Genomic DNA, 22113 nt, shown 5'->3' with positions numbered 1-22113 from the left:
AGATGACCGACGACACGCTTCCCCATGCCTTCGGCGCGCCGCCGCTGCGCGCCCGCCTGCGTTCGACGCCGGAGGACTTCCGCGTGGACGAGATCCTCGGTTACGAACCCGACGGCGCCGGCGAGCACGCATTCGTGATGGTGGAGAAACGCGGCGCGAACACCGACTGGGTGGCGCGCGAGGTGGCGAAGTTCGCGGGCGTGCCGCCGGTGAACGTCGGCTACGCGGGCATGAAGGATCGCCACGCCGTTACCCGGCAGGTGTTTACCGTGCAGTTGCCGGGCAAGGCCGATCCGGACTGGTCGGCGTTTCCGCAGGCGGAGGTGACCCTCACGCCGCTGGGCCGGCATTCGCGCAAGATCAAGCGCGGTGCGCTGCGTGGCAACCGTTTCGTGCTGGTGCTGCGCGAGGTGGAGGGCGATCGCGCCGACGCCGAGACACGGTTGGCCGCCATCGCCGCGCGTGGCGTGCCCAATTATTTCGGCGAGCAGCGTTTCGGGCTCGGCGGCCGAAACGTCGAGCAGGCGCGAGCCATGTTCAAGGGGCGCCGGGTGGATCGCGACAAGCGGTCGATCCTGCTGTCGGCCGCGCGCTCGCACATCTTCAACGGCGTGCTGGCCGAGCGTGTGCGAGCGGGAAACTGGGACGCGCCGATGGACGGCGAGATATGGGGGCTGGACGGATCGCGTTCGTGGTTCGGGCCCGAGGCGTTCGACGATGCGTTGGCCGAGCGGTTGGCGCGATTCGACATTCATCCCACGGGGCCGTTGTGGGGGCAGGGGGACACGCCCGCCGGTGGCGACGTCGGTGAATTGGAACGTGCCGTGGCGTCGCGTGATGCCGACCTGGCGGAGGGACTGGCCGGGGCACGGATGGACCAGGAGCGGCGATCGTTGCGACTGAAACCATCGGAGTTCGTTTGGCGCTGGCTGGACGACGGTGCGCTCGAAGTGTCGTTCGCGTTGCCCGCGGGGGCGTATGCGACGACGGTGATGCGCGAGTTGATGGACGAGGTGGAGTCGCGATAACCGACGCGCGATGCCCTGAAGCCCGAGCCCATCGCACCGAATCGGCAATTTTCTTATTGACGCGACGCCGCAATCGCGGTGTCCTTGTCCCCGCGCGAAGGGTGCCAAGCCAATCGCGCGTACCGGAACATGGGGGGGCAAGATGAACAACCGTACTTTCTTGCAGGCGGCGGGGGCCGTCCTGCTGATGGCCGCCGCATGCGACCCGGCCCTGGCCCGTAAGTCGGACGAGCCGGCACCGGATACGCTCTGCACCATCCTGGGCACCGCCGACCGCTACGTGGACACCACCGTGACGGTGCGCGGTATCGCCAGCGCGAGCGGCAAGGCCACCGTGCTCAGCGACGCCGATTGCCAGGGGCGCATCGTCCTCAGCATCGACCAGTCGGACAGTCACAGGCGCGAGATATCGTCGCTGCGCCGCGCGCTGTCGACCAACGGCTCGCAGGCCAATGCCACCGTCTTCGGCCGCTTCCATTCCACCGGCGACGCGCAGGTGCCTTACGCCATCGACGTGTACAGTGCGCGCGACGTCGCCGAGGTCAACTAGGGTCGCTCAGACCAGGGTCACCTCGACGCCCTGCTCGCGCAGGGCATCGACATCGGCCCGCATGGCGCCGCTGTCGGTGATGACCTTGTCCAGTTCGGACACGGGCGCGATCACGGCGAGGCTGCGCTGGCCGAGCTTGCTGGCGTCGCAGACCACCACCACCTCCCGCGCGGCTTTTACCATCATGGCGTTGAGCGAGGCTTCCTGCGGATCGGGCGTCGTGACGCCCACGACGACGTCGAGGCCGTCCACGCCGAGGAAGAGCCGATCGGCGGACAAGCGCGCGAGTGCGCGCTCGGCATCCAGCCCCACCAGCGAATACGACGTCTGGCGCAGCATGCCGCCCAACATCATCACGCGCACCGTCGGCAGGCCGCTCAGTTCCAGGGCGATGTTGAGGGCGTTGGTGATGACGGTGAGCGACGACCATTTACGCTGGCGTATGCGCCGCGCGATCTCGACGGTGGTGGAGCCCGAATCGAGGATCACCGTCTCGCCGTCGTCGATCAGCCGCGCCGCGGCTTCGCCGATGCGGCGTTTCTCCGCGAGGCGACGGGTTTCCTTGACGAGCAAGGGCGTGTCCTGCGCTTCGTCCCGTGCCACGGCGCCGCCATGGGAGCGTTTGAGCACGCCGGATGTCTCCAGCGCCTCGAGGTCGCCGCGTATGGTGACGGCGGAGACGCCATAGCGCGACACGAGCTCGTCGACGGTCACGCGCTTTTCCTGGCGCACGCGCTCGGCGATGGCACGCCGCCGCTCTTCGATCAGCAGCTTCACGGGCGATGTCTTGGCGGCTCGTTGGCTCATGGGGTCGTTTCGGGCAGGCGCAGGAGGCGCGCCGCGTTGTCGTGGTAGATCTTGCGCAGGATATCCGACGGCAGGCCCAATCCGTAGATCGACCAGCGTCCCTGCGGCGGCGCGACCGCGGGCGCGTAGTCGAAGTATTCGTCGTCGGTTTCGAGGAACCGGTAGTAGATCTCGTACAGCTCGTCGCACAGGCGCTGCTGCGGCACGGCGTCGCCATAGGGCGGCGGCACGGCATCGGTGCCGAACAGCACGCGATCCTGGAACCGTTCGACGAACGCGCGGCTGCGGCGCGGTTGCCGGCCGAGTTCGCCGATGCGCGCGCTGATGTCCACCATCGTGTTGGGATAGCGGGCGAGGGTCGCTTCGAGATCGTCGAGACGCTCGCCCTGGTTGCCCACGTGAAGCAGCACGAAGGTGGTGCGCGGATGGCGGGCGATGACGCGGTCGCGCGCGGCCATCAGTTCGGCATGCGACGGGTAATCCGCGCCGTAGAACGACCAGTCCGGGTGCTGCGCGAGTTCCTCGTAGCGTTCGTTGTGGCGGTCGGTGGGTTCGAAGAAGGCGAGGGGATCGGCCGTGTGCAGGAATACCGGCAGGCCGGTCGCGGCGCAGGCCTCCCACATGGGATCGAAGCGCGCGTCGTCGAGGCCCACGAGAGCGCCCGTGTCGATGCCTTCGCGCAGGTACAGGCCCAGCGTCTTGAGCAGCTTCAGGCCGCGGGCTCCCACGTGCGCGGCCTGCGCGATGGCGTCGGCCTGGCGTTTCGCGTAGTCGGCCTCGCCGAACAGGTGGAACGACGGCTCGGTCATCGTGAAGAAGCGCCCCGGCGCGACGCGATCGAAGCGTGCGACGGATGCTTCCAGCCCGCGTCCGACGCCGCCGGTGAGGTTCACCATGCAGCGAATGCCCTTGCGATCCATCAGCGGCAGCAGGGTGTGCGGATCGGCGAAGGCGATCATGTCTTCGCCCAGCGACACGCCGCCACGGGTTTCGCGCATCCAGGTCAGGTGCGTGTGCACGTCGATCACGGGAAAGCGCGGGGTTTCCACGCGGGTGGTCTTGCCGCCGAGCATGCTGCGCGGGGCGAAGTCCACCAGCCTCAGGTCGGCGGCGACAGGGGCTGTTTCGAGGGGATTCTTGCCGGACGGCTGCTCGCCGCCGGCCACTTTCGTGGCGGGCGGCGAGCAGCAGAGGCAACCGGCCCAGGCGTCGTCGGTCACGTGGGGTTCCTAGCGCGAATAGCGCTTCATGATCTCATGCACCTGGCGGGTGAGCGCCACGGCCTGTTCGAACGGCCGCAGCCACATGTTGCGGCCGAACATCACGCCGGTGGCGCCCGACTGCATGTAGAACTCCACCTTGCGCAGCACCGCCGCGTCGTCGTCGTTCTTCTCGCCGCCGGAGAACAGCACGATGGTGCGGCCCGCGGAGCGCACCACGCGCGCCGTGCGCGCGGCGGCGTCTTCGGCGAGCGCGTCGTAGGGAGCGGGCGCGCCGTCGCGTCGGTCGTCCGGTTCGTGCAGCTTGACGATGTCGGCGCCCACTTCGAGGGCCACGCGCGCGGCGTAATCCTGCGCGTAGAGCGAGCCCTTGCCGCCGCGCGCGTCGATGGCCGAGCCGCGCGGATACGACCACAGCACCAGCGGCATGCCGTAGCGGTCGCAGTCCTCGCGCACCTGGCGCAACTGGCGCAGTTCGTCGTGCTGGCGCGGCGATCCCACGTAGAGCGTGTAACCCACGGCATCGGCGCCGAGGCGCACGGCATCTTCCACCGATGCGAACTGCGGCGAGGTGGCGTCGCCGTCGCCCGGGATATTGGTCTTGCCGTTGAGTTTCAGGATCAGCGGCACACGGCCGGCATGCCGGCCCATGTATTTGCTTGCCAGGCCGATGCCTAGCGCGATGGCCGAGAAGCCGCCGGCCTCGGCCAGTTCGAACTGGTAGCTGGGGTCGAGCGCGGGCGGATGCGGAAAGAAGTCGGTGGGACCATGTTCCAGGCCCTGGTCGAGCGGCAGTACCAGCAGGGTGCCGTTGCCGGGGCCGTGGCCGTAGAGCATCCGGTGCAGGCGCGTGCGCTTGCCCGGAGGGAGATCCAGGGTGGCGAGGGTGGGAGCGATCGGCGAAAGGGCTTGCATGTCGGTTTTCCTCGGGGATACCCTGGAATCGAAAGTTTCGTTATCTTTCGTTTATCAACGTATCGAAGTCAAGCCCGATGACAGCGCAATCCCAGGACCTCGTTCCGAACCTCGCCGCCCTGAGTGCCGCCGCCCCCGAGCGGCAGTGGGCCGCGGGCTATGCCGACACCCTTCGCGAAATCCTCCAGCAGCCCTCCACATGGCGCGCCACGGCCGGTTCGCAGGGTGCGCGCCACCTTGCCCTCATCCAGCACGTGCTGGATGAGGGCGTGGAACACGTGGTCCTGACCGGGTCGGGCAGTTCGGTCTACGTGGGCGAGGCGGTCGCGCCGTGGCTGCAGGCGGAGCTGGGCATCCCGGTGCGGGCGATTCCCGCGGGCGATCTCCTTACCCATCGGGCGGGCGTTTTGGCGCGGGGGCCGGGCCTGCTCGTATCGATCGCGCGCTCCGGTGACAGTCCCGAGAGCGTGGGCGCGGTGGATGCCGTGCTGGCGGCGGCGCCGACGTGGCGGCACCTCGCGCTCACCTGCAACGCGAACGGCGCGCTGACCACGCGCTACGTGGACGATGCGCGGGTCGACGCCATCGTGCTCGACGAGCGCACCAACGATCGCAGCCTGGTCATGACCAGCAGCTTCACCAACCTGATGCTGGCGGCGAGCCAGCTCACGCGGTCGGCCCCCGTGGCGGCCGACGGTGCCGCCGCGCTGGCCGAACGCGTCGTGGATATCTACGTCGACGCGCTGGCCGCGATGGCATCGAACGGCGGCGACACGGCGGTCTACCTCGGTACGGGATGCGCGTTCGGCGTGGCCCGCGAAGCCGCGCTGAAGATGCTGGAGATGACCGGGGGCGACACGGTGACGCTGGCCGAAACCTTCCTCGGCTTCCGTCACGGTCCGATGGCATGGCTCAGCCGCGGCGGCACGCTGGTGGCATTCCTTTCGGGCGACGCCACGGTGCGCGCATACGAAACCGACCTGCTGCGCGAGCTCGACGCCAAGGGTCTCGGCGCATCGCGCATCGTGGTGGGCGAGGGCATCGATCCGTCGCTGGCCGGCCCCTCGGGCCTCGCCATCGACCTTCCCGGCCTGTACCGCTTGCCGCCCGTTCAACAAGGCCTGCTGCACGCCTTCGTCGGCCAATGGCTGGCGTTCTTCCGCTGCCTGCATCTCGGCCACCGTCCCGACACGCCGTCGGAAGGCGTGCTGACCCGCGTGGTGGGCACCTTCGCGCTGCATGGTCCGGAGGTCGGCGCGTGAAGCCGGTGGTCGTCGCCGGCGAGCTCAACGTCGATCTCATCCTCACGGGCATCGACGGGCCGCCGGTGTTCGGCGGCGAGATCCTCGCCCGCGGCCTGTGCCACACGCCGGGCAGCTCGTCGATGATCTGCGCGATGGGCCTGGCCCGCCTCGGAACGCTCGTGCGCTTCGTGGGCTACGTCGGCGACGACGAACGCGGGCGCTATTGCGTCGACGCGCTCGCGCGGGCCAACGTCGACGTGCACGGCGTCATCGTCGATCCGTCGCTCGAAACCGGCCTGACCGTCGCCCTGTCGGGTGCGGGCGATCGCGCGCTCGTGACCTATGCCGGTGCCATCGCCGCGTTGCGCGCCACCGACGTGGGCGACGATACGCTGCGCGGCGCGGCGCACCTGCACGTCTCGTCGTACTTCCTGCAGACCGCGCTGCGCGAAGGATGGCCGGACCTCATCGCGAGAGCACGGGGCGCGGGGCTCACCGTGTCGCTCGATCCGGGACACGACCCGTCCGGCCACTGGGACGGCGGCTTGCGCGACATCCTCCCGCGGATCGACGTCTTCCTGCCCAACGAGGTGGAGGCGCTCGCCATCACGGGCGCGCGCGACGTCGATGCCGCCTTGCGCGAACTGTCCACCCTCTGCCCGACGGTGGCGATCAAGACCGGCGCACGTGGCTGCGTCGGCGTCCAACGGCAGGACGCGCCGGTTCGCGTGCCTGCCTATGCCATCGATGCGGTGGACACCACCGGCGCCGGCGACGGCTTCGACGCGGGCTTCCTGCATGCGTGGCTGAACCGGTTGCCGCTGGAGGCTTGCCTGCGCTGGGGCGCGGCCTGCGGCGCGCTGTCCACGCGAGCCCTCGGCGGCACGCCCGCGCAAGCGTCCGTCGACGACGTGCTCGCCTTGATCGGTGGCCCTGCATGATCACGGTCGCCGGCTTCAACAGCGCCGTCGATCGCCTGATCGACGTGGGCAGGTTGCGGCCCGGCGAGGTTCAACGTGCCGATGGTGCCGTGGCGCGACCCGGCGGCAAGGGCGTACACGTGGCGCAGACCATCGCGGCACTGGGCATGCCGGTGACGCTGGTGGGCATGTGCGACGACGCGCACGCCGAGTGGTTCGACGATGGACTGGCGCGGCGTGGCGTGCGTTTTCGAAGCGTGCGTTCCTCCGTGCCCCTGCGCCAATGCATGGCCATCCGCGAAGCCGACGGCCGCATGACCGAAATTCTCGAACGCGGTAACGACCCCGGTGCCGATGCGCGTTTCGTGCTCGACCAGACCTTGCGCCACTGGCTCGCCGAAAGCGTGGCGCTGGTGTGCACCGGCAGCCTGCCGGCGGGATTCGCCGACGATTACTACGCGGCGCTCGTTCGCGATGCGGTGGTACCGTGCTTCGTCGACGCGAGCGGCGCGGCGCTGGGGCTGGCGGCTGAACGCTCGCCGTTTCTCGTCAAGCCGAACGCCAGCGAAGCCGCGGAACTGGTCGGCCACCCGGTCGCGAACGTCGTCGATGCCGCGCGCCTTCTGCGCACCTTGCGCGCGCGAGGCATCCGGCATCCGGTGGTCACCCTCGGTGCCGACGGGGCCCTGGGTGCCGAAGGCGGTGAGGTATGGCATGCGCGACTGACGGTCGAGGGCGTGCGCAACGCGGTCGGTTCGGGCGATTGCTTCCTCGCCGGCATGGCGGTCGCCCTGCTGCGCGGCGAAGGCATGTTCGACGCCTTGCGCCTGGCGGTGGCCTGCGGCGCCGCCAACGCACTCGGCGACGAGACCGGATTCGTGACGATGGACGCAGTGCGCGAGCTTCTGCCGCGCGTGCGCGTGCATCGGTTGGATGGCTAGTTCCATAGCGGGAGAACGAACGATGGGGAAGGCAGGGTGGAAGCGTCGCGCGCTGGTGGCAGCGTGCGCCGTCGCCTTTATGGCGACGGCGCATGCCGGCGAGTTCGGCCGGGGCGGCATGTCGGTGCGTTGGGCGCTGTCCGAGGGGCATATCGGCGACGTGGTCGTCACCGACCGGATCAATCGGCGCGACTTGCCTATCGTGGCGCCTTTCCAATTGACCCTGGTCGACGGCAAGGTGCTTGGCGCCGCGGATTTCCGGCTCGACGGCGAGGTGGGCGAGCAGGCGTTGAAGCCCGATCCCCGCGCATCGCGCGCGGCGGAGCGGTTGCCGGGCCGGATCGCGGTCGCACGGTTCACCGATGCCGAAGGGCGTTTCCGCATCGAGCAGGCATGGGTACAGCGCGAGGGTTCGGACTACCTGCGCGAGCGCGTCACCATCACCGCGTTGCGGCAGGACGAGGCGATCGCCCGGGTCGATCTCCTGCAGGCGAAGGTGCCCGACTCGGAGGTGAGAGGTTCGGTCGACGGCTCACCCGTGGTGTCGGAGCATGACTGGTTCGGTTTCGAGAACCCGCTGTCGAAGAGCGAGGTGCGCGGGGGGAACCAGGTGCGTCTGTGGATCGAGCGCGAACTGCCCTTGCGCAAGGGCCAATCGGTGACCTATTCGGCCGCCGTGGGCGCCACGCACGACAACCAGCTCCGCCGCGGTTTCCTCGCCTACGTGGAGCGGGAGCGGGCGCATCCGTATCGCACCTTCCTGCATTACAACTCGTGGTACGACATCGGCTATTTCACGCCTTACACCGCAGCGCAGGCCGTGGAGCGCATCGACACCATCGGTCGCGAGCTCGCGACGAAGCGGGGCGTGACGCTGGATTCGTTTCTCTTCGACGACGGCTGGGACGACCGTAGCGGTACCTGGGCCTTCAGCAAGGACTTCCCCGACGGTTTCCGGCCGCTGGTGAAAGCCGCGAAGGCCTTCGGCGCGGCGCCCGGCATGTGGTTGTCGCCGTGGGGCGGTTACGGGCCGCCGGCGAAGGAGCGGGCCGAACGGGCGGGCGAGGCGGGCTACGAGATCGTGGATCACGGCATGGCGTTGTCCGGGCCCAAGTACTACCGGCGCTTCCATGACGTCACCCTGGCCCTGGTCAAGGAAGGCATCAACCAGTTCAAGTTCGACGGCACCGGCAACGCCAACAAAGTGTTTCCCGGCAGCGTCTTCGACAGCGACTTCGACGCCGCCATCCATCTCATCGACGACCTGCGTGCGGCGAAGCCCGATCTCTTCATCAACCTCACCACCGGCACGCTCGCCTCGCCCTTCTGGTTGCGCTATGCCGACTCGATCTGGCGCGACGGCGAAGACGACGAGCTGGCCGGCGTCGGCAGCAAGCGCGAACGCTGGATCACCTACCGGGATCGCGAGACGTATCACAACATCGTGGAGAAGGGGCCGCTGTTTCCCCTGAACGCGCTGATGCTCCACGGCATCATCTATGCCCGCGAGAATCGCAAGCTCAACTCCGATCCCGGCGAGGACTTCGCCAACGAAGTGCATTCGTATTTCGGCAGCGGCACGGCCCTGCAGGAGCTGTACGTCACGCCCGAGCTGCTGAGCGCGGAAAACTGGGACACGCTGGCGGAGGCCGCGAAATGGTCGCGCGCCAACGCGGGCGTGTTGCGCGATACCCATTGGATAGGAGGCGATCCCGGCCGTCTGGACGTCTACGGCTGGGCTTCGTGGACGCCCGCCAAGGCGATCCTCACGCTGCGCAATCCGTCGGACAAGGCGCAACTGGCGGTGATCGACCTGGACCGGCAGCTGGAGTTGCCCCCGGGCGCGGTGCGGCGGTTCCGGGCGCATAGCCCATGGAAAGCCGATGCGTCGCAGCCGGGTCTCGTGCTCGATGCGGACAAGCCGCAAACGGTGACCTTGCAGCCGTTCCAGGTGCTTACGCTCGAATTGATGCCCTGAGGCCTGCCATGCGCCTCGCCCCGGGTTCCTGCTTTCGCAGGAACCCATCGCCTCGCCTCTGAGCAGGCGACAAGGCACCCTACGCTGGTTTACCGTGGAAGGCTGACAAACGACCCATGGGGTGGGAACGATGAAGAGCAGGGTAGTGACCGCGGTGGCCGGCCTCGCGCTGGCGATGGCCGCACCGGCATGGGCGTCGTCGCTGGCGATCGACGGCGACCACTTCATGCGCGACGGCAAGCCGTACCTCGTGCGTTCGGGCGAAATCCACTACCCCCGCATCCCCCGCGAGGCCTGGCGCGATCGCCTGCGCAAGATCAAGGCGATGGGCCTGAACACCGTCACCACCTACGCTTTCTGGAACGTCAACGAGCCTGAGCCGGGTAAGTTCGATTTCTCCGGTAACGGTGATATCGCCGCCTTCATCCGCACGGCGAAAGAGGAAGGGCTCGACGTGATCCTGCGCCCGGGTCCGTACGTCTGCGCGGAGTGGGAGTTCGGCGGCTTCCCCGCCTGGCTGCTGCGCACGCCGGGGCTGCGCGTGCGCAGCTACGATCCGCGTTTCCTGGAGGCCACCGGAAAGTGGTTCCGCCGCCTGCACGACGAGATCGCCCCGCTGCTTGCCAGCCATGGCGGTAACGTGGTGATGGTGCAGGTGGAGAACGAATACGGCTCCTACGGTGAGGATCGCGATTACCTCGAGGCTATCCGCAAGCAGATCGTGGATGCGGGTTTCGACGTACCCCTGTTCATGTCCAACGGCCCGGGTCCGGGACGCATGGAGCCGGGCACCTTGCCGGGCACCCTCCCGGTGATCAACTTCGGTGCCGAAGACGATCCGAAGCAGGCCTTCGCCGAATCGGCACCCTATCTTGCCGGGCATCCGAAGATGGTCGGCGAATACTGGTCGGGCTGGTACGACCGCATGGGCGAACCGCACCAGACCCGTACGACCGAGGTCGCGACCAAGGCGGTGAGCTGGTTCCTCGCCAACGGCATTTCGTTCAACCTCTACATGGCCGACGGCGGCACCAACTTCGGCTGGATGCAGGGCGCCAACGAGGAAGGCGGCGTCTACAAGCCGATCGCCACCACGTACGACTACGACGCGCCCATCGACGAGGCCGGTCGGCTCACGCCGAAATACATGGCGTTGCGCAAGCTCATCGGCGCGCACCTGAATCCGGGCGAGCGCTTGCCCGCGCTGCCCGCGTCGTCCCCGACGATGAACGTCGCGCCGTTCAAGCTCGATGCATCCGTATCGCTGCTCGATGCGTTGCCCGCGCTGTCGACGCCGCGAACCTCCGTGCGCGTGCGGCCGATGGAAGCCTTCGACCAGAACTATGGCCTCATCCTCTATCGCAAGCGGCTCGATACGGACGCGACGTCGCTCGACGTGGGCATGGTGCGCGACTTCGCCACCGTGATGGTCGATGGCCAGCCGCGCGGCACGCTCGATCGGCGCCTGGGCCAGCATGCGCTCAACGCATCGTTCAAGCGCGGCGATACGCTGGACATCCTCGTCGAGAACATGGGGCGGGTGAATTTCGGTTCGGCCGTGCCGACGGAGCACAAGGGACTGCAGCGCGAGGTGAGCCTCGACAAGACGGTGCTGTCGAATTGGCAGGTCTATCCGCTGCCGTTGAACGATCTTTCGTCGCTGCCCTTCCACGATGGCCTGGCGGCGAAGGGGCCGCGTTTCCTGCGCGGCGGATTCGACCTCGATCGTGTCACGGGCAGCACCTTCCTCGACATGAGCGGCTGGGGCGAAGGGCAGGTGTGGGTCAACGGGCATCAGCTCGGCCGCTATTGGTCGATCGGCCCGACGCAGACGCTGTTTCTGCCGGCGGAGTGGCTGCGCAAGGGGCATAACGATGTCGTGGTGCTCGACATGCGCGGCGATGGGCCGGGGCTCATCGAGGGGAGGAAGGATCCGATTTACGCGACGCGTTGATTTGACGGTCATCGCGGCCTCGATTCGCCGATGCGATCGGCTCCCACCCCTTCGGTAGGAGCGCTGCTACCGGAGGGGTGGGAGCCGATCGCATCGGCGAATCAGGCGGGCGATAACCGCCATCCTTCCACCGTCGCCTCCAGCCGGTGGGTCAGGCCGATCCGCTCCAGAAACACCTCGTCGTGCGACACCACCATCAACGCGCCGTCGTAATCGCGCAGCATGGCTTCCAGCGCGTCGAGGGACGGGAGGTCCAGGTGGTTTCCCGGCTCGTCCAGCAATAGCAGGCGTGCCGGCGGATCACGCAGGGTGGCGTGCGCCAGGCCGGCGGCGAGACGCTGGCCGCCGCTCAACGACGCCATGGGCTGCGTGACCGCGTCGGCATCCAGTCCCATCTGCATGAGGCGCATGCGTAGGGTGCTTTCGTCCATGCCACGCGTTTCATCGAGCAACATCGCCACGATCGAGCGACCGTCGTCGAGGTGTCGGAGTTGCTGGTCCAGCCATGCGACCGGCACGTGGGATTCGCACGATCCCGCTAGCGGCCTCTCCGAACCGGCGATCACGCGCAGCAGGGTCGATTTGCCCGAACCGTTGGGGCCGACGACGCCGATACGCTGGCGTGCCGTGACGGTCAGGTCCACCCGCCGCAGCGACTCGCGCACGTGGGGCAGCACGACACCCTCCATGCGCAGTACGCGTTGCGGTCCGCCATCGAGGCCGGCCATGCCCATGCGTGGCGTCTCGCGTCGCTCGACGTCGCGGGCGGCCTCGCGCACCCGTTCGGCAAGGACTTCGCGCGCTCGCTCGCGTTTCTCGTTTCCGGCGGCCGCCGACCGTTCGGCCGCGTTCTTGTGCAGGCCCAGCTGGATGCGCGGCAGGTTCGCTTGCCTGGCCTCCTTCGTGCCGCGGGCCTGTCGCCGCTCCGCGCGCTCGCGCTGGTCGCGCAGGTTGCGCTCTTCCCGGCGGCGCTCGGCCTTGCGGTGATCCAGCAGGGCGAGGGCATCGGCGCGCTCCTTCTCCCTCAGTTGCACGTAGGTATCGTAGCCGCCACCGTAGGAGCGCAGCCCCGCTTCGGACAGCTCGACGATACGATCCATGCGACGAAGCAGTTCGCGGTCGTGGCTCACGACGATGAGCCCCGCAGTCCATGCCGACAGGCGTTCGGCGAGAGCGAGGCGAGACGCGCGATCGAGGTGGTTGCTCGGTTCGTCGAGAATCAGGATGTCGGCGCCCGAGAGGAAGGCGCCGACGAGCGCGACGCGCGTCGCCTCGCCGCCGCTGAGCGCGGATACCGGCGTGTCGGCGGTCAGGTGGCCCAGGTCATGGCGTTCGAGTTCGTCGCGCAGTCGGCGCGGCATGTCCCATCGATCGGCCACGATGTCGTAATCCCGCTGATCGACGCCGCCCGCCTCGATACGGGCGAGCGCCGCCAGCACGGGCGCGGCACCGGTCAGTGTCGCCACGGTGGCGTCGCCACGGAGGTCGGCGTGTTGCGGGAGATAGAACACGCGGCCGTGGCGCGAGACACGTCCCGAGGTCGGCTCGTCCACGCCGGCGAGCAATCGGGCGAGCAGGCTCTTGCCGACACCGTTGCGGCCCACGAGGCCGGTAGGGCGAAGGTCGAAGGTTTCGGTGAGGTCGGTGAAGATCGTGCGGCCGTCCGGCAACACGCGGCGGACGCCGTCCAGCGTCAGGAAAGGTGTGGTCATGCGATGTCCCAGTCAATGCGAAGAAGCGGCTCCCTGCGGGAACCGTGCATCTCTGCCGTCGGTGACGGCGGCATTACTGGCGCATCGAACGAATACCTTTGCGAGAAGGACGATGGCAAAAAGTATAGGGCGATGCCGTGCCGACGACCAGTGGAGCCCGGCTAGACCGCCCGCAACGGCTCGCCTCCCGGCGAAAGACGACGCATGGCCGACGCGTCGCGCCCCGGCGCCACGCCGAACAGCCGGGAATACTCGCGGCTGAATTGCGATGCGCTCTCGTAGCCCACGCGGTAGGCGGCGCTGGCCACGCCAGCGTCCTCGGCCACCATCAGGCGCTTCGCCTCGAGCAACCGGAGGTTCTTGTGGAACTGCACCGGCGATTGCGAGGTCAGCGCCTTGAAGTGCTGGTGGAACGACGACGGGCTCATGCCTGCCAGCGCGGCCAGTTCATCCACGCGTACTGGTCGGCTGACGTCGTTGCGCAGGTGACGGATGGCTTCGGCGATGCGCTGGGTGTGGGTGTCGGGCAAGGCGAGGGCGGCGATGCGGTCGCCGTAAGCGCCCGTGAGCATCAGGTAATAGATCTCCCGCATGAGGAGCGGTTGCAGCACGGGAATGTCGCGCGGCGTGTCGAGCAGGTTCACGAGGCGCAGCAGGGCGTCGCACACCCGATCATCCATATCGCCGACGAACATGCCCGCATAGGGGCCGGTACGTGGGTGAGGCGGGGCGTCGATCTGGGCCATGACCTCGCGCATGGCCGCTACGTCGAAGTCGAGGTGTATCGCGAGGTAGGGCACCGCTTCACTGGCCCGGTTGATCTGGCCGATGCCGGGCATCTCGACGTTCACGACGAGCGCCTGGCGTTCGTCGTAGTGCAGTACCTCGTCCCCCGCGATCACCTGCTTGGCGCCTTGCACCACCAGGCACAGGGCAGGGCGGTAGATGATGTGATTGGGCACGCCGGTGACGGTCGAACGCATGAGCAGCAGGCCGTCGATCGCGCTGGTGTAGACCCCGTCGCCGCCGCCGAGGCCTTCGATGTGTCGGTTAAGTGCTTGTTTGAGCTGGATGGTCATGGCGGCCGCCGGAGTCGGTTGCGACAGGGTGAGTATAGGAGGCCCGTGCGCCCCGGCCCAGGGCGGTTGGAGGATCGGGCATGAATTTCGACGGTTACGCCATGTCGGCCGTGACGGCTCGTTTCCTAGACTGGTTCCACTTTCCCACCCTCCCACACCGAGGTCGCACATGGACAAGATCGCCATCGTCACCGGCGGAAGCCGGGGACTCGGACGCAACACCGCCATCGCCATCGCCCGCCGCGGCGACGACGTGATCCTCACCTACCATTCGAACCGCGCCGAGGCCGAGTCGGCCGTGCGCGAGATCGAGGCGCTGGGCCGTCGTGCCGTCGCCTTGCAGCTGGATACCGGCGACGCCTCGTCGTTCGATGCCTTCGCCGCCAGCGTCGCGCGGGTGCTCAAGGAGCACTGGAAGCGTGATCGCTTCGATGTCCTCGTGAACAACGCGGGCCATGCCGCCTACGGCAAGCTGGGCTCCATCACCGAGAGCGACGCGGACGGCCTGTACCGCGTGCACCTGAAGGGCCCGGTTTTCCTCACCCAGGCCTTGTTGCCGCTGATCCGCGACGGCGGTCGCATCGTGAACCTGTCCAGCGGACTGGCGCGCTTCGCCACGCCAGGCTATGCGTTCTACGGTTCGCTCAAGGCCGCCATCGACATGATGACCCGCTACATGGCGGTGGAGTTGGGGCCGCGCGGCATCACGGTGAATGCCGTGGCACCGGGTGCGATCGAGACGGACTTCGGCGGTGGCGTGGTGCGGGACAACGCGGACATCAACCGGCACATCGCGTCGGTCACCGCGTTGGGGCGCGTCGGCTTGCCCGACGATATCGGCCCGATGATCGCCACGTTGCTGTCGGAGGAAAACCGTTGGGTGACGGGGCAGCGTATCGAGGTGTCGGGCGGGCAGAGCCTGTCGTGACTGTCCGCGGTTCCCGCGGAGCGATATCCCCACAAAAAAAGCCCGGGCGGATGCCCGGGCTTTTTCGTTCGATCGGCCGGACTTACTGACCGAGGAAGCTTTCGGCCTTCGCGTACGGCAGGCCATGCGCCTGGGCCACCGGCTCGCAAGTGACCTGGCCTTCGCACACGTTCAGGCCGTTGCGCAGGTGACCGTCCTGAGCCAGCGCCTTCTTCCAGCCCTGGTTGGCCAGTGCGAGCGTGTAGGGCAGGGTGACGTTGTTGAGCGCGAAGGTCGACGTGCGGGCGACGGCGCCGGGCATGTTGGCCACGCAGTAATGCACCACGCCGTCCACCACGTAGGTGGGATCGGCATGGGTGGTGGCATGCGAGGTTTCCACGCAACCGCCCTGGTCGATGGCGACGTCGACGATGACCGAACCCGGCTTCATGGTGCGCACCATGTCGTGGGTGACGAGCTTCGGCGCGGCGGCGCCCGGCACCAGCACGGTGCCGATCAGCAGGTCGGCGCGGCGCACCAGTTCCTCGATGGCGGCGCGGGTGGAGAACACGGTGGAGATCGAGGTGCCGAACTGGGCGGCGAGGCGCTTCAACGCATCGGCCGAGCGATCGACCACGGTGACCTTGGCGCCCATGCCCACGGCGATGGTCGCCGCGTGGGTACCGGACACGCCGCCACCGAGGATCACGACCTCAGCGGCCGGCACGCCCGGCACGCCGCCCAGCAGCACGCCGCGGCCGCCCTGGGCCTTCTCCAGCGAGTGCGCGCCCACCTGCGGGGCGAGACGGCCGGCGACCTCGGACATCGGGGTGAGCAGCGGCAGCGAGCCGTTGGCGGAAGTGACGGTCTCGTACGCGATGCAGACGGCGCCGGAATCGATCAGGTCCTTGGTCTGCTCCAGGTCCGGGGCGAGGTGCAGGTAGGTGAAGAGGATCTGGCCCTTGCGGAGTTTCTTGCGCTCGACGGCGAGGGGTTCCTTCACCTTCACGATCATGTCGGCGTCGGCGAACACCTGGTCGGCGGATTCGACGATGCTGGCGCCGGCGGCCACGTAGTCGGCATCGGCGATGCCCGCGCCCACGCCCGCACCGGCCTGCACCATCACCTGGTGGCCGTTGTGGACCAGCTCCTGCACGGAGGAGGGGATGAGGCCCACGCGGTATTCGTGGTTCTTGATTTCCTTGGGTACACCAATGCGCATCGCCGGATTTCTCTTCTGTAGGGCTGGGAACGGGCGACATGGCCGCTGGAGGGCGTCGCCGACGGCGCAGTATGCGCGAACTTCCCTGCAATAGGTCGCCGATTTATCATGAACCGTCCCGCCTTCTTCGTATGAATGGCGGCCTTTTGCCACTTCATTGAATTTTTATGCCAAGCCGGAACGACCATCTCGACGACCGCGACAGGGCCATCGTCCGCCTGCTCCAGCAGGACGGCCGCCTTACCAATCTGGAACTCGCGGCGCAGATCAACCTGTCGCCCTCGGCCTGCCTGCGCAGGGTGAAGCTGCTCGAGGATCGTGGGCTGATCGCCCGCTACGTCATGCTGGTGGACGAGAAGGAGGCGGGGCTGCCGGGCACGGCCTTCGTGCTGGTCACCCTCGACCAGCAGGGACGCGCGGCGCTGGACGCCTTCGAGTCGGCCATCCACGATCATCCCGAAGTCACCGAGTGCTGCCTGCTGGCGGGTGCGGCCGACTACATGGTGCGCGTGGTCTACGCGGACGCCGCCGACTTCGAGCGCATCCATACCGAGATCCTCACGCAATTGCCGGGCGTGGTGCGCGTGCAGTCGACGCTGGCGTTGCGCACGGTGAAGAAGACGACCGCTTTGCCGGTCTAGAAAACCGCCGCCGTTCGGCTTCGTGAAGACTTCTTCACGCAGCCCATCCGCCGCCACCTACACGAAACCATGACGATTCGCGTCATGACGACCGACTTCCGCCACCCCATCAAGCGCGCACGCAACATCGGTTCGGCCAAATCCGGCGCGGGGGCCTGGATGGCGATGCAGTTCACCTCGATCGTGCTCGTGGCCCTGAGCGCGTGGTTCGTCGTACTCGTCGTGTCGCTCCTCCACGGCGACTACGCGAGCATCCGGCACAGCATCGGCCACCCGGCCAACGCGACGTTGATGGCCGTCTTCGTCGTGCTGATGGCGTGGCATACCGAACTGGGGTTGCGCAACATTTACGAGGATTACATCCATCGGCACTGGCTGCTGTTCTGGAGCGTGATACTCACGCGGTTCGCGCTGCTTCTGATCACGGCGCTGGCCCTGCTTTCGATCCTGCGGCTGGCGCTGACGCGCTGACCGTGCCTGGAGGACATCGTCCATGAGCGACAACGGCTATCGCTGCGGCCACGCGGCATGCGAGTGCACCGTGCCCACCGGCGGCGGGTTCTGCAGCACATGGTGCGAAGAACACGCCTCGTCGAGCGACGGGCATCGCTGCGAATGCGGCCACGAAGCCTGCGAGCACCGGATGAACGCCGAAGGGCGCTAGTCCGGCAGTACGTCGGCCGACGCCGGCGTGCGCACCGCGCATGTCTCGCGAAGATGGGCAAGCACCCGGTCGTTTCGCTCGACCGTCTGCGAGGCGGTGGCATCCGTCGGCACGATCGCCTCGAATCCCCTCACGTAGGCGTCCAGCACGGTGCACAGCACGCACGAATCGCCGGCGATGCCGGTGACGACGATCTGGCGGGTTTCGAGGTGATGCAGCAGCGACGGCAGGGCGGTCTCGAAGAACGCGGAGTGGCGGGGCTTGAGCAGGCGAAGGTCCCTTTCGTCGGGTTTCAGCGCGCGCACCATGGACATTCCGTGAGGGCCCGATGCGGCAACATGGTCGACGAGCTGATCGAAACCGTATTCCCAGTGACCCAGCAGGTCGTTCACGAAGATCACCGGCAGTCGCTTGCGATGAAATCGTTCGCGCAGGCGGCGGATACGGTCCACAGCCGGCAATGCGTGCCGGTACAACGCATCGCCGCCTGGAAAGTCGAACGTGTTGAAGACGTCCAGTATCAGCAGCGCGGGGCGGTCTTGCGTCTGGCTCATGGTGCGCCCGGCGTCGATTCCTTGTCGCCGCGATCGCGGGAGTGCCTATCCACGTCTTCGTACATCTTCTCGTTGAGCTTGCTCTGGGCATGCTCGGACATGAAGCGGCGGGAAAAGACCAGGGCCTTGTTCACGGCGCCGGGTACCACGATGCGTTCACCCTTCATCACCGCGCGGTAGCCTTCGTTCGCCACGTCTTCGGGGTCCATGAGGTTACCTTTCTGGAAGGCGAAGCTCTCTTCGATGTCGCCCTTCGGGAAGAAGTCGGTATCCGTCGGACCAGGGCACAAAGCGGTCACGGTCACGCCGCTGCCTTCCAGTTCGGTGGCGATGGCTTCGCTCCAGGACAGGATGAAGGCCTTGCTGGCGTGGTACACCGCCATGGTCGGACCGGGTTCGAAGCCCGCGATCGACGCCGTGTTCAATATGCGCCCACTTCCACGCGCCACCATCGTCGGCAAGACGATCGACGTCAGCCGCAGCACGGCCTCGACGTTGAGTCGCAGGACGGACAGGTGCGTGGCGATGGGCACGTCGGCGTAGGCGCCCTTGAATCCATGGCCGGCGTTGTTGACGAGGATATCGATCGGCTTGTCCGCCAAAGCGTGCCCGATGGCTTCGAAGCTGGTGCGATCTTCCAGGTCGGCCGCCAGCGGCGTGACGTCGACCCCGTGGCGTTGCCGGATCTCGCGCGCCACCGCGTCGAGCTCTCCCGCGTCCGGTGCGACGATGAACAATGGATGCCCTTCGGCGGCGAAGCGATGCGCGAGATGCAGGCCGATGCCGCTGCTGGCGCCGGTGATGAAAGCGGTTTCGGTCGTCATGACGGTTCCTCGGTGTCAGGCGAAAAGCCTGTCCGGGACGTCGTGATCGTGAGGCATGGCTTGCGTGAAGCCATGCCGCTGTCGCGAAAACCGCATGCGCGGCGACGTGCCCGGCTAGCGCGACGTGAGTACGTCGTCTATCCAGCGATGAAGGTCGCCGACGACGGGTGGCGTTTCGGTAAAGAGGATGCGATAGAGCAACGGTGACACCACTTTCTCGATGACGTCGGCCGTCGGGGGAAAGGGCTCCCCACGGGTCCGCGCCCGCTCGGCGATGACGTCGATCTGCTGGGTGTTGTAGCCCGCGCAGAGGCACGCCTTCGCACCCTCGGCGCTCAGCACGTCACGCAGAAGGGCACGCCCCGGCCCGGAATTCATCTCGTCGAGGTATTGCTCCAGCCACCCTTCGAGATCGCCGCGGTATGAACCCGTCTCGGGCGGCGTGCTGTCCGGTTGCAACTGTTCCAGGGCAACGTCGGCCAGCAACTGCGAGAGGTCACCCCAGCGGCGGTAGATGGTGGACGGGGTCACGCCTGCCCGGGCGGCGATCGCCGGCACCGTCACGCCTTCCCGCGAGTCTTCCTGCTGGAGCTCTCGCACCGCCTGGTGGACGGCGGCCTGCACCCGCGCACTACGGCCGCCAGGGCGAGGGGCGGCGGACGGACGCTGCGAAAGGGTCGAATCGGTCATACGTCCATCATAGCATCCCTTAACGCAAAGAGATTGCGTTAAGGCGAAATCAGAGTAGGCTAACGCACATTCTTAGCTTTTGGCCTTCACCATGACCATCACCGCCAGCCCGGCCCGGCGCCTTCGGCCGCTTGCCATCCACGCGGGTACCCTGACCGTGTTTGCCGCCGCCTCAGCCGCACCGACGCCCCTCTATCGCGTCTACCAGGCGGCCTGGCATTTCACGCCGACACTCCTCACGGTGATCTTCGGTGTCTACGCGTTCGCCTTGCTCACGGCCCTGCTTTTCGCCGGCCGCCTCTCCGACCACCTCGGGCGCCGGCCCGTCATTTCCCTGGCGATCGGGCTCAACCTGCTGGCCATGCTTTCGTTCCTGCTTGCCGACGGCGCGGCTTGGCTCGTGACCGCGCGTTTGCTGCAAGGCGTGGCGACGGGCCTCGCGACGGCCGCCGTCGGTGCGGCCTTGCTCGACGTCGATCGCCAGCATGGCGCCACCGTCAACAGCATCGGGCCGCTGGTCGGCCTTGCCCTCGGCGCGCTGGGCAGCACGTCGCTGATCGTGTTCGCCCCGGCACCGATGCAAGGCGTGTATATCGTGCTTGCCGTGCTGCTGCTGATGGCACTGGTGCTGACCTGGACGGCACCCGAAACGGCGGACGGACGGCCCGGCGCGCTGGCCAGCCTGCGCCCGAACGTCGCCGTGCCCCTGCATGCCCGTGGCGCGTTGATGGCGGTCACGCCGCTGAACGTCGCAGCGTGGATGCTCGGCGGTTTCTATTTCTCGCTGATGCCGTCGCTGGTGGCGCAGACCACGCATTCGACGTCGCCCTGGCTGGGTGGCCTTACCGTGGCGGCGTTGACGGCGACAGGCGCCCTCGCCGTGCTGGCGGGCATGCGCATGTCTTCCCTGCGCACCCTGCTGACCGGCGCCACGCTGTTCATCGTCGGGCTCACGCTGGTGCTCGTGGGTGCGATCGCGGGGTCGGGCGCGTGGCTCATCGTAGGCTCGATCGTCGTCGGCGGCGGCTTCGGCGCCTCGTTCTTCGGCTCCGTGCGCAGCGTGCTGCCGCTCGCCGACGCGAGCGACCGCACGCGGCTCATGGCCGTGTTTTACATCGAGAGCTACCTGGCCTTCAGCGTGCCGACCATCGCGATCGGCCGGGTGGCCCAGAAGCACGGTTTGATGGTGGCCATCGACGCCTATGCCGCCATCATTCTCGTGCTGGCCCTGGCGGCCGTGGCGTGGATCGTGTCGCGCGCGCACCACGTGCGCGCGCCTGTCGCCGGTTAATCGATCACCACCACCATTTTTCCATGGGCCTCGTTCGCCTCCATCACGCGATGCGCTTCGCGGATCTGATCGAAGCCGAAGATCCGGCTCGGCTTCGCATCCCAGCGACCCTGCGCGATGTCGTGCGCGATCCGCTGGAGCGGCACGTCGGATACGGGAAACGCGGGCGAGCCGAACACGAAGCTGCCGAAGAAGGTGAGGTAGACGCCGCTGGCCATCTGCAGCAGCGGGTTGAAACCGTCGATGGGGGCGAGGCCGCCCAGCCATCCGGCCAGGCAAACCTTGCCGCCCCGGCGTACCATGTCCAGCGAATCGAGCATGGTGCTGTTGCCGACCAGGTCGAGGACGGCGTCGAAGGTCTTCGCGCCTTCGATGTGCGTGGACAGGTCGGGCCGCTCGATCTCGGCGCGTTCGGCTCCCAGCGCCGTCAGCGCGTCGAAGCGCGCGGGATTGCGCGTGGTGGCGATCACGCGAACGCCCGCATTCACGGCCATGTTCAACGCCGCCGTGCCGAACGACGAGGTCGCGCCACGAATCACCAGCGTCTGTCCGGCTTCGATGGCGAGATTGCGGAACAGGCAGGTCCACGCGGTGGCGTAGCTCTCGGGCAGCGCCGCGAGTTCGGCCCACGACAGGTCCGATTCGATCAGCGCCACGTTCGATGCCGGTACCCGCGTGTATTCGGCGTAGCTGCCGTTGATGGTGCGGCCCATGCCGCCCATCAGCGCAGCGACCTTTGCCCCTACGGGAAATTCGCCGCCGGGGCATGACGTCACGATACCCACGCATTCGATGCCGCTCACCGGCGCGGCTTCGGCCCATTCGCCACGACGCATGTGCATCTCGGCGTGGTTTATGCCGAAGGCCTTCACCTGGATGACGACGTGGCCCTGCAAGGGTTCGGGATCGGGCATGTCGCGATAGACGAGGCTGTCGAGACCGCCGAAGGATTCGAGGACGATGGCACGCATG

22 protein-coding genes are annotated in these 22113 nt (G+C 67.6%); 12 read left to right on the top strand and 10 right to left on the bottom strand.

The window, feature by feature from the left end; genetic code table 11:
- The first annotated feature begins 2 nt into the window (after positions 1-2).
- Both truD and L2Y94_RS13610 read left to right on the top strand, forming a co-directional pair.
- The gene (gene truD / locus L2Y94_RS13615; protein WP_247367391.1) at positions 3-1028 is read left to right on the top strand and encodes a tRNA pseudouridine(13) synthase TruD; all 1026 of its coding nucleotides are present in this window, start codon (positions 3-5) and stop codon (positions 1026-1028) included.
- 142 nt (positions 1029-1170) lie between these two features.
- Positions 1171-1578, top strand: a complete 408-nt coding sequence (locus tag L2Y94_RS13610; RefSeq protein ID WP_247367388.1) for a hypothetical protein — start codon at positions 1171-1173, stop codon at positions 1576-1578.
- Between the two features lie 6 nt (positions 1579-1584).
- On the opposite strand, the gene L2Y94_RS13605 is transcribed toward L2Y94_RS13610, so the two are convergent.
- Genes L2Y94_RS13605 through L2Y94_RS13595 form a run of 3 tightly spaced genes read right to left on the bottom strand, consistent with a single transcriptional unit; the run spans position 1585 to position 4520 of the window.
- Entirely contained in the window at positions 1585-2385 is an 801-nt protein-coding gene (locus L2Y94_RS13605) for a DeoR/GlpR family DNA-binding transcription regulator (protein ID WP_247367385.1), read from the bottom strand.
- Positions 2382-3605, bottom strand: a complete 1224-nt coding sequence (locus tag L2Y94_RS13600; protein ID WP_247367383.1) for an amidohydrolase family protein — start codon at positions 3603-3605, stop codon at positions 2382-2384. The genes L2Y94_RS13605 and L2Y94_RS13600 overlap by 4 nt, the downstream gene beginning before the upstream one ends.
- A 9-nt stretch (positions 3606-3614) precedes the next feature.
- The gene (locus L2Y94_RS13595) at positions 3615-4520 is read right to left on the bottom strand and encodes a class I fructose-bisphosphate aldolase (RefSeq protein WP_247367380.1); all 906 of its coding nucleotides are present in this window, start codon (positions 4518-4520) and stop codon (positions 3615-3617) included.
- Between the two features lie 77 nt (positions 4521-4597).
- Here L2Y94_RS13595 and L2Y94_RS13590 point away from each other — a divergent pair, with 77 nt between their 5' ends.
- From L2Y94_RS13590 to L2Y94_RS13570, 5 genes are all read left to right on the top strand, one after another.
- Complete coding sequence (locus tag L2Y94_RS13590; protein ID WP_247367377.1) at positions 4598-5782, top strand: SIS domain-containing protein; 1185 nt, start codon at positions 4598-4600, stop codon at positions 5780-5782.
- Positions 5779-6705: a carbohydrate kinase family protein gene (locus L2Y94_RS13585; RefSeq protein WP_247367374.1), complete on the top strand. Its 927-nt coding sequence runs from the start codon at positions 5779-5781 to the stop codon at positions 6703-6705. Before L2Y94_RS13590 ends, L2Y94_RS13585 begins: the two co-directional genes overlap by 4 nt.
- The gene (locus tag L2Y94_RS13580) at positions 6702-7625 is read left to right on the top strand and encodes a 1-phosphofructokinase family hexose kinase (protein ID WP_247367371.1); all 924 of its coding nucleotides are present in this window, start codon (positions 6702-6704) and stop codon (positions 7623-7625) included. Before L2Y94_RS13585 ends, L2Y94_RS13580 begins: the two co-directional genes overlap by 4 nt.
- A gap of 22 nt (positions 7626-7647) precedes the next feature.
- Positions 7648-9603: an alpha-galactosidase gene (locus L2Y94_RS13575; protein ID WP_247367369.1), complete on the top strand. Its 1956-nt coding sequence runs from the start codon at positions 7648-7650 to the stop codon at positions 9601-9603.
- A gap of 130 nt (positions 9604-9733) precedes the next feature.
- Positions 9734-11557, top strand: a complete 1824-nt coding sequence (locus tag L2Y94_RS13570; protein WP_247367366.1) for a glycoside hydrolase family 35 protein — start codon at positions 9734-9736, stop codon at positions 11555-11557.
- A gap of 101 nt (positions 11558-11658) precedes the next feature.
- Here the strand turns inward: L2Y94_RS13570 and L2Y94_RS13565 are convergent, their stop codons facing one another.
- A complete protein-coding gene (locus tag L2Y94_RS13565; protein ID WP_247367365.1) occupies positions 11659-13269 on the bottom strand; it encodes an ABC-F family ATP-binding cassette domain-containing protein in 1611 nt (536 codons plus the stop codon).
- A gap of 161 nt (positions 13270-13430) precedes the next feature.
- Positions 13431-14348, bottom strand: a complete 918-nt coding sequence (locus L2Y94_RS13560) for an AraC family transcriptional regulator (protein WP_247367364.1) — start codon at positions 14346-14348, stop codon at positions 13431-13433.
- 169 nt (positions 14349-14517) lie between these two features.
- Here L2Y94_RS13560 and L2Y94_RS13555 point away from each other — a divergent pair, with 169 nt between their 5' ends.
- A complete protein-coding gene (locus L2Y94_RS13555) occupies positions 14518-15276 on the top strand; it encodes an SDR family NAD(P)-dependent oxidoreductase (protein ID WP_247367360.1) in 759 nt (252 codons plus the stop codon).
- 82 nt (positions 15277-15358) lie between these two features.
- Here the strand turns inward: L2Y94_RS13555 and ald are convergent, their stop codons facing one another.
- Positions 15359-16477 (bottom strand): alanine dehydrogenase, encoded by a 1119-nt coding sequence (gene ald / locus L2Y94_RS13550; RefSeq protein ID WP_247367358.1) that lies wholly within the window; start codon positions 16475-16477, stop codon positions 15359-15361.
- A gap of 167 nt (positions 16478-16644) precedes the next feature.
- Here ald and L2Y94_RS13545 point away from each other — a divergent pair, with 167 nt between their 5' ends.
- The 3 genes from L2Y94_RS13545 to L2Y94_RS13535 all read left to right on the top strand — a co-directional run bounded on the left by L2Y94_RS13545 (position 16645) and on the right by L2Y94_RS13535 (position 17782).
- The gene (locus tag L2Y94_RS13545) at positions 16645-17118 is read left to right on the top strand and encodes an Lrp/AsnC family transcriptional regulator (protein ID WP_247367348.1); all 474 of its coding nucleotides are present in this window, start codon (positions 16645-16647) and stop codon (positions 17116-17118) included.
- 69 nt (positions 17119-17187) lie between these two features.
- The gene (gene sdhD, locus L2Y94_RS13540) at positions 17188-17589 is read left to right on the top strand and encodes a succinate dehydrogenase, hydrophobic membrane anchor protein (protein WP_247367345.1); all 402 of its coding nucleotides are present in this window, start codon (positions 17188-17190) and stop codon (positions 17587-17589) included.
- 22 nt (positions 17590-17611) lie between these two features.
- Positions 17612-17782 (top strand): hypothetical protein, encoded by a 171-nt coding sequence (locus L2Y94_RS13535; protein ID WP_247367343.1) that lies wholly within the window; start codon positions 17612-17614, stop codon positions 17780-17782.
- On the opposite strand, the gene L2Y94_RS13530 is transcribed toward L2Y94_RS13535, so the two are convergent.
- The 3 genes from L2Y94_RS13530 to L2Y94_RS13520 form a co-directional block, all read right to left on the bottom strand.
- Positions 17779-18336, bottom strand: a complete 558-nt coding sequence (locus L2Y94_RS13530) for a cysteine hydrolase family protein (protein ID WP_247367340.1) — start codon at positions 18334-18336, stop codon at positions 17779-17781. The two genes, L2Y94_RS13535 and L2Y94_RS13530, sit on opposite strands and share 4 nt — an antisense overlap.
- Complete coding sequence (locus tag L2Y94_RS13525) at positions 18333-19160, bottom strand: SDR family NAD(P)-dependent oxidoreductase (RefSeq protein WP_247367339.1); 828 nt, start codon at positions 19158-19160, stop codon at positions 18333-18335. Before L2Y94_RS13525 ends, L2Y94_RS13530 begins: the two co-directional genes overlap by 4 nt.
- Positions 19161-19274: 114 nt before the next feature.
- Positions 19275-19850, bottom strand: coding sequence for a TetR/AcrR family transcriptional regulator (locus L2Y94_RS13520; protein WP_247367337.1), 576 nt, complete (start codon positions 19848-19850; stop codon positions 19275-19277).
- A gap of 91 nt (positions 19851-19941) precedes the next feature.
- Between L2Y94_RS13520 and L2Y94_RS13515 the strand changes: the two genes are divergently transcribed.
- Positions 19942-21141, top strand: a complete 1200-nt coding sequence (locus tag L2Y94_RS13515) for an MFS transporter (protein WP_247367336.1) — start codon at positions 19942-19944, stop codon at positions 21139-21141.
- Here L2Y94_RS13515 and L2Y94_RS13510 read toward each other — a convergent pair.
- Complete coding sequence (locus L2Y94_RS13510) at positions 21138-22112, bottom strand: zinc-binding alcohol dehydrogenase family protein (protein ID WP_247367334.1); 975 nt, start codon at positions 22110-22112, stop codon at positions 21138-21140. The two genes, L2Y94_RS13515 and L2Y94_RS13510, sit on opposite strands and share 4 nt — an antisense overlap.
- Between the last annotated feature and the right edge of the window lies 1 nt (position 22113).

This window comes from Luteibacter aegosomatis, assembly GCF_023078455.1.
GTDB lineage: Bacteria > Pseudomonadota > Gammaproteobacteria > Xanthomonadales > Rhodanobacteraceae > Luteibacter > Luteibacter aegosomatis.
Note: the sequence above shows the minus strand (reverse complement) of the source record. Positions and strands in the feature narration are given on the sequence as shown.